The following is an 11,138-nucleotide window of genomic DNA, read 5'->3' on the forward strand; positions in this document are numbered from 1 at the left end:
GTCCAAGCGTGTTGATGGGTAGGGGAGCGTCGTGTGGCCAGGGAAGCGGCGGAGTGATCCAGCCGTGGAGGCCACACGAGTGAGAATGCAGGCATGAGTAGCGAATGACGGGCGAGAAACCCGTCCGCCGAATATCCAAGGGTTCCAGGGTCAAGCTAATCTGCCCTGGGTAAGTCGGGACCTAAGGCGAGGCCGACAGGCGTAGTCGATGGACATCCGGTTGATATTCCGGAACCGGCGAAGAACCGCCCATGACGAACCTAGTGATGCTAAGCGCCTGAAGCTCGATGACGTCTTCGGACTGATTTGAGTGGAGCGCGCGACCCGATCTAGTACTAGTCAAGCGATGGAGAGACGCAGGAAGGTAGCTGAGCGTGGCGATGGTAGTCCACGTCTAAGGGTGTAGGGAGTGAGATAGGCAAATCCGTCTCACACATATCCTGAGACCTGATGGGTAACCCGTATGGGTGAAATCAGTGATCCTATGCTGCCAAGAAAATCTTCTAGCGAGGTTCGAGCCGCCCGTACCCCAAACCGACTCAGGTGGATAGGTAGAGAATACCAAGGCGATCGAGTGAATCGTGGTTAAGGAACTCGGCAAAATACCCCCGTAACTTCGGGAGAAGGGGGGCCCTGATCGTGACGGCACTTGCTGCCCGAGCGTGATCGGCCGCAGAGACCAGGGAGAAGCGACTGTTTACTAAAAACACAGGTCCGTGCGAAGTCGCAAGACGATGTATACGGACTGACGCCTGCCCGGTGCTGGAAGGTTAAGAGGACGGGTTAGTTCTTCGGAGCGAAGCTCAGAATTTAAGCCCCAGTAAACGGCGGTGGTAACTATAACCATCCTAAGGTAGCGAAATTCCTTGTCGGGTAAGTTCCGACCTGCACGAATGGCGTAACGACTTCTCCACTGTCTCAACCACGAACTCGGCGAAATTGCACTACGAGTAAAGATGCTCGTTACGCGCAGCAGGACGGAAAGACCCCGGGACCTTTACTACAGCTTGGTATTGGTGTTCGGTACGGCTTGTGTAGGATAGGTGGGAGACTTTGAAGCCGGCACGCCAGTGTCGGTGGAGTCAACGTTGAAATACCACTCTGGTCGTTCTGGATATCTAACCTCGGTCCGTGATCCGGATCAGGGACAGTGCCTGGTGGGTAGTTTAACTGGGGCGGTTGCCTCCTAAAAGGTAACGGAGGCGCCCAAAGGTTCCCTCAGCCTGGTTGGCAATCAGGTTTTGAGTGTAAGTGCACAAGGGAGCTTGACTGTGAGACAGGCATGTCGAGCAGGGACGAAAGTCGGGACTAGTGATCCGGCGGTGGCTTGTGGAAGCGCCRTCGCTCAACGGATAAAAGGTACCCCGGGGATAACAGGCTGATCTTGCCCAAGAGTCCATATCGACGGCATGGTTTGGCACCTCGATGTCGGCTCGTCGCATCCTGGGGCTGGAGTAGGTCCCAAGGGTTGGGCTGTTCGCCCATTAAAGCGGTACGCGAGCTGGGTTTAGAACGTCGTGAGACAGTTCGGTCCCTATCCGCTGTGCGCGTAGGAAACTTGAGAAGGGCTATCCCTAGTACGAGAGGACCGGGATGGACGAACCTCTGGTGTGTCAGTTGTTCTGCCAAGAGCACGGCTGATTAGCTACGTTCGGAAACGATAACCGCTGAAAGCATCTAAGCGGGAAGCGTGCTTCAAGATGAGGTTTCCATGGACTCAGGTCCGAGAGGCTCCCAGCTAGACTACTGGGTTGATAGGCCAGACGTGGAAGTGCAGTAATGCATGTAGCTGACTGGTACTAATAAGCCGATAACTTGATTACTAAGATGCTACGCGTCCACTGTGTGGTTCCCGAGATACGGTCGGGAAACAAAACCACTGATTGATATCTCCATAGAGTTTCGGCTGTCATAGCGAAGGGGAAACGCCCGGCTCCATTCCGAACCCGGAAGCTAAGCCCTTCAGCGCCGATGGTACTGCACTGGTTACGGTGTGGGAGAGTAGGACGCAGCCGGACATACTTTCAAAAGGGCCATCCCCATCGGGGATGGCCCTTTTGCATTCCCTTTTTGCCTTTGATTCCCTGGGCATGACCCCATCCCTGGGCCCCCAGCCCCGTGGGCGGTGGGTGTCCCGAGGAGACCGCAGTCCGTAGACTGCGACCGATTACCTGCATAGCGAGGAGCAGAACGTGCCCGAGAACCAGCCAGGCCGAGGTGGCCAGGACCGTCGTCCCTCATCGGGCGGTGGTCGCCCCTCCGGAGGCGGCGGACGTGGCGGGGCCTCCGGGCCGCGACGCGACGGTCCCAGCAGCTCCTCTCGTGGTGGCGCCTCCGGTGGCCGCCCTGGAAGCGACCGTTCCGACCGTGGTGGTCATGCGCCTCGTGGTGGCTCCGGAGGGCGCGGCGAACGCCGCGACACCGGCGCGTTCGACACCGGTGAGCGCGGTGGCCCCCGCCTCGCCCCGAAGAAGCCCAAGCTTCCGGAACCTCGCATCGCCGAAGGGGTGACGGGCAAGGAGCTGGATCGGTCCGTGCACCAGCAGCTGCGCACCCTGAGCAAGGAGAACGCCGAGGGTGTCGCCCAACATCTGGTGATGGCCGCGGCCCTGCTCGACGTGGACGACCTCGAGAGTGCCGAGGCGCACGCCGAGACAGCGGTTCGTCGGGCCGGACGGGTCCCCGCCGCCCGCGAGGCGCTCGGCCTCGTGGCGTACCGCAAGGGGGAGTGGGCCCGGGCCCTCAGCGAGTTCCGCACTGCGCGCCGGCTCAGCGGTTCCTCGCACCTGCTCGCCCTCATGGTCGACTGCGAACGCGGTCTCGGCCGGCAGGAGCGTGCTCTCGAGCTCGCGATGTCCCCGGAAGCCAAGACGCTGGCCGTCGAGGACCGGGTGGAGCTGGCCATCGTCATCTCCGGCATCCGCCGTGACCTCGGGCAGCTCGAGGCTGCCCAGCTGGCGTTGGAGATCCCCCAGCTGAAGGCGGCGCGCAAGCCCTGGACCGCCCGGTTGTCCTATGCCTACGCCGAAACCCTGCTGGCTGTCGGCCGTGAGGAGGACGCTCGGGACTGGTTCGCGCGGGCGGCCGATGCCGACGACGACCTGGAGACCGATGCCGCCGAGCGTCTTGCCGAGCTGGACGGCGTCATCCTGACCGACCTGCTCGAGGGTGAAGAGGACGAGGTCGACGGCGACGACGGCCAGGTCGCCGCAGATTCCCCATCCACGGGTGCACAGGCTTCCGGCGAGGACGCCCGCTAGCGTGCCGGGGTTGGTCGAGCACTATGCGGCGGTGGTCTGTGACCTCGACGGCGTCGTCTACCGCGGCCCCGAGGCGGTTGACCACGCCGTCACCGCGCTGACCGCGCTGACGGTGCCCATCGTCTATGCCACCAACAATGCGTCGCGCCCGCCCGAAGAGGTCGCGGCGCACCTCACCGACCTTGGCCTTCACGTGACCGGACGCGACGTCGCGACGAGCTCGCAGGCCGGGGCTGTGGCGTTGTCCGGGCTGCTCGCCGCAGGGTCCACGGTGCTGGCGATCGGCGGCGTCGGCGTCCGCGAAGCGCTGCAGCACCTGGGCTTCGAGGTGGTGACGCCCCAGCAGACACGCGACGAGCCAGACCTCGAGGTGGCCGGCGTGCTCCAGGGCTACGGACCCTCCGTCACCGCGGCCGACCTCGCGGAGGCTGCGTATGCCGTGTCGGCAGGCGCCGTCTGGGTGGCAACCAACACCGACGCCACACTGCCGACCCACCGCGGGACCGCACCGGGCAACGGCACCCTCGTCTCGGCCGTGCAACGAGCCACGGGTTGCGACCCGCTCGTGGTCGGCAAGCCGCATGCGCCGTTGTACCAGCTCTGCGCGCAGCGCCTGGACCGGTTGCCGGCCCAGGTGCTGGCTGTCGGGGATCGCCTGGACACGGATGTGGCTGGGGCCGTGGAGGCAGGAATGGACTCGGCACTGGTGCTGACCGGGGTCGACACGGTGTCCAGCCTGGCCGTGGCTCCGGCCCCGCTGCGTCCCACCTACCTGCTCGAGGACCTGCGGTCACTCTCGGAGCCCTACCTCTCGGCGGAGACCGACTACGTCTGGTGGATGTGCGGTGGCGACCGGCGTCGAATCGTGGACGGCGCCTGGGACGTGGCCGGCATGGGAACTCCCATCGAGGCGGCTCGAGCCGGAACCGCCTGCCTGCACGAGGCACTCGACCACGACGAGCTCGATCTCGATGCGGTGCGCAGACTCGTTCCCGAGATCGATGCGTGGCAGTAGCGTGAGGGGCGCGAGCGACACCCCGCCGCTCCATCGAGGAGGACCATCGTGGCTTTCGAATCCGTGCGCAGTTATGTGCAGCTTGCCAGCGGACTGGGCGAGATGACCAAGGCCAAGGCGATGGAGGCGGCCCAGGGGCTGCTGGCGCTCCCCGGCGCCGACGAGGTCACCCGACGGGCCGTGCAGGCCTCGACGCTCGCCGACCAGCTGCTCGAGGCTGCGCGTGCGAACCGGGCGAACCTGCTCACCCTCGTGCAGGGTGAGGTGGAGACGGCCCTGAAGAAGGCGGACGTGGCGCGCGTCGCCGATGTGGATGCCGCCAGGGCCGCGTTGGCCGTGGTCACCAAGGAGCTGGCAGAGCTGCGGTCGATGCTCGCCGCCACCGGCGCGGCGGCGGTCGCCGGAGCGTCGCGCAGCCCACTGGCCCGTTCCGTCGGCGTGTCGGGAGCCGTGACGACCGCCCACCGGGCGCCCGCGCCCGCTGCTGAGCCCACCCCGACTCCGGCCAGTCCCGCGCCGAGGAAGACCGCCGCCACGAAGGCGACGGCGAAGAAGGCGACGGCGAAGAAGGCGACGGCCAGCAAGCGCACGCCCGCAGCGAAGACCGCGGCCAAGAAGTCGACTGGCACCAAGGCGACCGCCACGAAGACGACTGCCAAGAAGGCTGCTGTGAAGAAGACGACTGCCAAGAAGGCTGCTGTGAAGAAGACGACTGCCACGAAGGCGACCGCCACGAAGACGACTGCCAAGAAGGCTGCAGAGTGAGTGACCAGAACCCAGACGCGACTGACGCGACTGACGCACCGAGCGACGACCAGGATGAAGCACGGGGCGCCAACCATGCCGCAGCGGTTGCGCACGCCTCCCGGCACGAGAACCCGACCGACCGTGCCGAGTCGCTCGGCACGGGCTTGGGTGACCAGGCCACCGGCGACATCGTGATCGACGCCTCCCTGCAGGACCTGCAGAACGCCCCCAGCGACGACCTCGACGCCCAGATCGAGGCAGGCCAGCGGGTGCAGCAGACGCTCCAGGCGCGGTTGTCGGACCTCGGCGGCGAGTGAGCGACACCGCCCGGCTCGACCTCGAGCTCGTCCGGCGTGGTCTGGCGCGGTCCAGGGGGCACGCCCGTGCCCTGATCGACGCCGGTGACGTGAGCATCGAGGGCAGGCCCGCTGCCAAGCCGGCCACCCCGGTCGGTGCCGGCCAGCTGATCGAGGTGCGCGAGGAGGGACCACGGTGGGTGAGCCGCGCGGCATACAAGCTCGTGGGTGCGTTGGAGACCTTCGGACCCGCCGGACTCACGGTGGCGGGCAAGCGATGCCTGGACGTGGGCGCCTCGACGGGCGGGTTCACCCAGGTGCTGCTCCACCACGGCGCCGCGCACGTGACCGCGCTCGACGTCGGGCACGGCCAGCTGGTGCCCGAGCTGGCCGCGGACCCGAGGGTCACCGACCGGTCCCGCACGACGGTGCGCGGTCTCACGGCCGCCGAGGTCGGGGGAGCGGTCGAGCTGCTCGTGGCCGACCTGAGCTTCATCTCGCTGACCCTGGTCCTCGACACGTTTCGCGGGCTCCTGCTCGACTCCGGCGATGCGATGGTGCTGGTCAAGCCCCAGTTCGAGGTGGGCCGCACCCGGCTCGGCAAGGGAGGCATCGTCCGCACCCAGGGTGACCGGGCCTGGGCCGTCACCGAAGTCGCCCGTGCGGCGATCGCAGCCGGGCTGTATCCGCGTGCCCTGGACAGGAGCCCGATCGAGGGCAGTGAGGGCAACGCGGAATACCTGTTGTGGCTGACCCCCCGCGACGCCGAGTCGATGGGATGGGAGGCTCTGGTGAGCAGAGCCGACGAGGTCACCGCACCGTGACCGAGAACCATCGTGGGGAGAGCACCGTGAGCCCAGGGAGTACCACGCAGCGACGCAAGGTCCTGCTCGTGGCCCACCCGCGCCGCCAGGAGGCCCAGGACGTCGCGGCGGCGGTCGTCGAACGTCTGCACGCCGCCGGTATCGAGGTGGTCGTCCAGCGTGACGAGGCCACTGCCGTGAAGCTCGCCCAGCACCCCGGCGTCACGCTGGTCGACGACGGCAACGCCGCGGCAGTGGGGTGCGAGCTGGTCTGTGTGCTCGGGGGGGACGGCACCATCCTGCGCGGCGCCGAGGTGTCGCGGGGCACCGGTGCCCCCTTGCTGGGTGTCAACCTCGGCCACGTCGGCTTCCTCGCCGAGGCCGAACGCGAGGACATCGACGCCACCGTGGAGCACATCGTCGCCAAGACGTACTCGGTCGAGGAGCGGATGACCCTCGAGGTGACGGCCCACGTGAACGGCGACCCCGTCTACACCAGCTGGGCGCTCAACGAGGTCACGGTCGAGAAGGCCAACCGCGAACGCATGCTGGAGGTCGTCGCCGAGATCGACGGTCGCCCCCTCACCACCTGGGGGTGCGACGGTGTGGTCGTCGCGACGCCCACCGGGTCGACCGCCTACGCGTTCTCCGCGGGGGGGCCGGTGGTCTGGCCGGACGTCGAAGCCCTCCTGCTGGTCCCGATCAGCGCGCACGCACTGTTCGCCCGGCCCCTGGTGCTCGGGCCCAACTCGCACCTCGCCCTCGAGGTCGTCCCCGACACCCTGGGCACGGGGGCGCTGTGGTGCGACGGCCGACGAGCCGTGGACCTGCCACCGGGTGCCCGCATCCAGGTGGTGCGGTCGCTGACACCCGTCCGGCTCGCCCGGCTCACCACGTCCCCGTTCACCGACCGGCTGGTGGCCAAGTTCGACCTGTCCATCCACGGGTGGCGTGGCGAGGCGCGGCGCGAGGACGCTGCCCGCACAGGTCAGCTCCCCCAGCGGGGGTGACGCCCCACCGCCAGCCTGACCGGCGGCGTCGGTCGTGCGTGAGAGGCTGTGCACCGTGCTGTCCGAACTGAGGATCCAGGGACTCGGCGTCATCGACGACGCCGTCCTCGAGCTGCACCCGGGGCTCAACGTCGTCACCGGTGAGACCGGCGCCGGCAAGACCATGGTGGTGACCGGCCTGGGGCTGCTCCTCGGCGCCCGCGCCGACGCCGGACTCGTGCGGGCCAGAGCTGGCACCGCCGTGGTCGAGGGAGTCGTCGACGTGGCCAGCGACCACCCCGCCGCGGTGCGGGCGGCCGAGGCAGGCGCCGACGTCACCGATGGCCTGGTGCTGGTGCGTTCGGTGTCGGCAGAGGGCCGGTCGAGGGCCCACGTGGGCGGCCGCACGGCCCCCGTGGGTGTGCTCAGCGAGATCGGCGAACACCTCGTGGCCGTCCACGGCCAGGCCGACCAGTGGCGACTGCGACAGAGCGACCAGCACCGTGCCGTCCTCGACCAGTTCGGGGGAGCGCCGCTGCACAAGGTCCTCCAGCGCTACACCGACGTCCACGACGCCCACCAGGCCGCGGCTGCCGAGCTGGCGGGACTGCGTGAGCAGGCCCGCGACCGGGCTCGCGAGATCGAGGTGCTGCAGCACGGGCTCGAGCAGCTCGAGCAGGTCGATCCCCAGTCCGGCGAGGACGCCGACCTGCGCGTCGAGGACGAGCGCCTCGCCCACGCCGAGGGACTTCGCCGTGCCGCGTCCCTGGCCCATGACCACCTCGCGGGCGAGGAGGAGTATGCCGCGGAGCCGGCGCCCAGCGCGGTCGAGAGGATCGCCGCGGCCCGCCAGGCCCTCACGGGCGAGGTCGAGCACGACCCCGCGCTGCGCGAGCTGGACCGGCGGCTGGCCGACCTCGGGTACCTCGCGGCCGACCTCGCGGCGGACCTGAGCGGCTACCTCACCGACGTGGAGGTCGACCCGGCCCGGATGGCGTGGGTGCAACAGCGCCGTGCCGACCTGACGGCCCTGACCCGCAAGTACGGCGAGACGATCGACGACGTCCTGGAGTGGGGCCGCACCTCGGCCCAGCGGCTCGACACCCTGATGGGGTCGGACAGCCGGATCGAGGCGCTCGAACCCGAGGTGGTCCGGCTGACGCAGGAGCGCACCGACGCAGCCCGGGCGCTGACCAAGGCGCGGGGCGCCGCGGCCAAGCGCCTCGCCGCTGCCGTGACCGGAGAGCTCGCCCACCTGGCGATGGGTCAGGCCACGGTCGACGTCGTCGTGAGCCCTCGCTCCGCCGGCCTGGCCGGCCATGGCGGCGACGACGTCGAGATCCTGCTGGCGGCGAACCCTGGCAGTCCCGCCCGCACCGTGGCCAAGGCGGCCTCGGGCGGTGAGCTGTCGAGGGTGATGCTGGCCCTCGAGGTCGTCACCGGGGCAGCCGGCGGCAGTGACATCCCCACGTTCGTGTTCGACGAGGTCGACGCCGGGGTCGGCGGAGCTGCCGCGCTCGACGTGGGAGCGCGGTTGGCCGCGCTCGCCCAGCACGCCCAGGTCGTGGTGGTGACCCACCTGCCGCAGGTGGCTGCCTACGCCGACCGGCACCTCGTGGTCCGCAAGTCCAGCGACGGGCACATCACGTCCAGCGGCGTGCACGCCCTCGACGGCGAGGAGCGGCTGCGTGAGCTGGCGCGGATGATGGCTGGGGTCGACACCGGCACGGCGCTCGACCACGCCCGCGAGCTCGTCGAGGAGACCGCCTCCCGGCGTGCCTCGACCGTCCGCGCCTCCACGGTCCGCGTCTGACCAGCGGGCCCGCCCCCCACGCACACACTCCGTGGGTCAGTGCCGCCTCCGGTGGACTGTCGGCGTGACCCAGGTCGCGGCCGGGCACCCGCGTGGGGCGCGCGGCATACCCGAGGGCCCATGGGAGGATGGGACACCATGCCTTTGAAGTTCCCCCGCCAACGTGCCCGCGACCCCGAGACCCCGGGGGTACGCGGGCTGGTCCGCGTGGACGCCCGCACCAAGAACCTCACGAAGCGGTTGCGCCCCGGTGAGATCGCGGTGATCGACCACCAGGACATCGACAAGGTCAGTGCCGAGGCGTTGCTCGCCTGCAGGCCGGCTGCGGTGATCAACGCGGCGCCGTCGATCTCCGGGCGCTATCCCAACCTGGGACCGGAGATCCTCGTGGATGCCGGCATCCCGCTGATCGACAACGTCGGCAAGGACGTCATGCACGACCTGCACGAGGGTCAGCAGGTCCGCATCGACGGCGACCAGATCTGGGTGGGCGACGAGGTCGTCGCCAAGGGGCAGGCGTTCGACCACGAGCTGGTGGCGTCCTCCATGGTCGAGGCCAGGGCTGGGCTGGCCGTCCAGCTCGAGGCCTTCGCGGCCAACACCATGGAGTACCTCCGCCGCGAGCGTGACCTCCTGCTCGACGGTGTCGGTGTCCCCGACATCACGACCAAGATCGACGGGCGGCACGCGTTGATCGTCGTGCGGGGCTACCACTACAAGGAAGACCTGCGCATGCTGCGCAGCTACATCCGCGAGTACCGTCCGGTCCTCATCGGCGTGGACGGTGGCGCCGATGCACTCCTCGAGGTCGGGCTCAAGCCGGACCTCGTCGTCGGCGACATGGACTCGGTCTCCGACTCGACGCTGCGCTGCGGCGCCGAGATCGTCGTGCACGCCTACCGCGACGGCAACGCCCCCGGGCTGGAGAGGGTTCGGCGCCTGGGTGTGGAGCCCGTCGTCTTCCCCGCCACCGGGACCAGCGAGGACGTCGCCATGCTCCTCGCCGACGACAAGGGTGCCGAGCTGATCGTCGCCGTCGGCACCCACGCCACCCTGGTCGAGTTCCTCGACAAGGGTCGCAGCGGGATGGCCAGCACCTTCCTCACCCGGCTGCGCGTGGGCGGCAAGCTCATCGACGCCAAGGGTGTCAGCCGGCTCTACCGCTCGCGCATCTCCAATCTTGCCCTCACGCTCATGCTGCTCGTGGGTCTCAGCGCCCTGCTCGCCGCGCTGTGGTCCACGACGGGTGGGCGCGCGTTCCTCCAGGTACTCGGCGCCCGCTGGGACGACTTCTGGTCCTTCGTCGTAGGAATTGTCACGTGATCGACTTCCGTTACCACCTCGTCTCGATCGTCTCGATCTTCATGGCCCTCGCTGTGGGCATCGTGCTCGGCGCCGGCCCGCTCAAGGAGGACATCGGCAACACGCTCACCTCCGAGGTGAAGAACCTGCGCAACGACAAGGCCGCCCTGCGCGGCGAGCTCGACGTGGCCGAGAAGGGCACCCAGGCGCGCGACGAGTTCACGTCCGCGAGCAACCGCAGCCTGCTCGCGGAGCGGCTCAAGGGCACGACGGTGACCCTCGTCGTCCTGCCCGGCGCGGACGCGAACCTCGTCAAGACCACGCAGGGCACCCTGGCCACGGCGGGCGCCGTGGTCGGCTCGACGATCTCGGTGCAGGACAACTGGATCGACCCCGACAAGGCCGCGTTCCGGGCGACCCTCGGCCAGCAGCTGGCCAGCCAGGTCGGGGTGCCCATCGACCAGTCGGGCGGTGACGTCGTCAACGACGTGCTCGCGCGGTCGGTGCTGGCCAAGGCCGGCTCGACGTCGGCGGGCGCGGCCGCAGCCCTCGAGGGCCTGCGCACCGGTGACCTCATCCGCTACACCCCGGACAAGGTCACCGTGTCCTCGATCGCTGTCATCGTGGCCGGACCGGTGACCGGGTCCGACACCACGGCCCGCGAACAGCGCGCGACTGGCCTGAGCCGACTGGCGGCTGCCCTCGACGGGGCCGGCGCCGGAGCTGTCCTCATCGCCCCGAGCGCGGCCGCCGGCGCGAGCAACACCACGTCGGTGATCACCACGGTTCGCGAGGACGGCGACCAGTCCAAGGTCCTGTCCACCGTCGACGACGCGGAACTTCCCATGGGCCAGGCAAGCCTGGTCTTCGGACTGCTCGAGCAGCAGGCCGGCAAGTCCGGGCAGTACGGCCT

9 protein-coding genes and 2 rRNA genes are annotated in these 11,138 nt (G+C 68.6%); all 11 read left to right on the top strand.

Annotated elements, in window-relative coordinates; translation table 11 throughout:
* Window positions 1-1,823, top strand: a 23S ribosomal RNA gene (locus tag AC1DVZ_RS18260); the annotation flags it as partial.
* 78 nt (window positions 1,824-1,901) lie between these two features.
* Window positions 1,902-2,018: ribosomal RNA gene (gene rrf, locus AC1DVZ_RS18265) — 5S ribosomal RNA — on the top strand.
* Between the two features lie 174 nt (window positions 2,019-2,192).
* A complete protein-coding gene (locus tag AC1DVZ_RS18270) occupies window positions 2,193-3,260 on the top strand; it encodes a tetratricopeptide repeat protein (protein WP_477619620.1) in 1,068 nt (355 codons plus the stop codon).
* A gap of 1 nt (window position 3,261) precedes the next feature.
* Complete coding sequence (locus AC1DVZ_RS18275) at window positions 3,262-4,275, top strand: HAD-IIA family hydrolase (RefSeq protein ID WP_477619621.1); 1,014 nt, start codon at window positions 3,262-3,264, stop codon at window positions 4,273-4,275.
* Between the two features lie 48 nt (window positions 4,276-4,323).
* Window positions 4,324-5,040 (top strand): hypothetical protein, encoded by a 717-nt coding sequence (locus tag AC1DVZ_RS18280; protein WP_477619622.1) that lies wholly within the window; start codon window positions 4,324-4,326, stop codon window positions 5,038-5,040.
* Complete coding sequence (locus tag AC1DVZ_RS18285) at window positions 5,037-5,339, top strand: hypothetical protein (RefSeq protein ID WP_477619623.1); 303 nt, start codon at window positions 5,037-5,039, stop codon at window positions 5,337-5,339. Before AC1DVZ_RS18280 ends, AC1DVZ_RS18285 begins: the two co-directional genes overlap by 4 nt.
* Window positions 5,336-6,142 (top strand): TlyA family RNA methyltransferase, encoded by an 807-nt coding sequence (locus tag AC1DVZ_RS18290; RefSeq protein ID WP_477619624.1) that lies wholly within the window; start codon window positions 5,336-5,338, stop codon window positions 6,140-6,142. Before AC1DVZ_RS18285 ends, AC1DVZ_RS18290 begins: the two co-directional genes overlap by 4 nt.
* A gap of 26 nt (window positions 6,143-6,168) precedes the next feature.
* Window positions 6,169-7,131, top strand: coding sequence for an NAD kinase (locus tag AC1DVZ_RS18295; RefSeq protein ID WP_477619625.1), 963 nt, complete (start codon window positions 6,169-6,171; stop codon window positions 7,129-7,131).
* A 55-nt stretch (window positions 7,132-7,186) separates the two neighbouring features.
* Window positions 7,187-8,923: a DNA repair protein RecN gene (gene recN / locus AC1DVZ_RS18300; RefSeq protein ID WP_477619626.1), complete on the top strand. Its 1,737-nt coding sequence runs from the start codon at window positions 7,187-7,189 to the stop codon at window positions 8,921-8,923.
* A gap of 138 nt (window positions 8,924-9,061) precedes the next feature.
* Window positions 9,062-10,246, top strand: a complete 1,185-nt coding sequence (gene steA, locus AC1DVZ_RS18305; protein WP_477619627.1) for a putative cytokinetic ring protein SteA — start codon at window positions 9,062-9,064, stop codon at window positions 10,244-10,246.
* A partial coding sequence (locus tag AC1DVZ_RS18310; RefSeq protein ID WP_477619628.1) for a copper transporter occupies window positions 10,243-11,138 on the top strand: 896 nt, incomplete at its 3' end. The genes steA and AC1DVZ_RS18310, both read left to right, overlap by 4 nt.

Source organism: Pedococcus sp. P2_E5, from assembly GCF_056403895.1.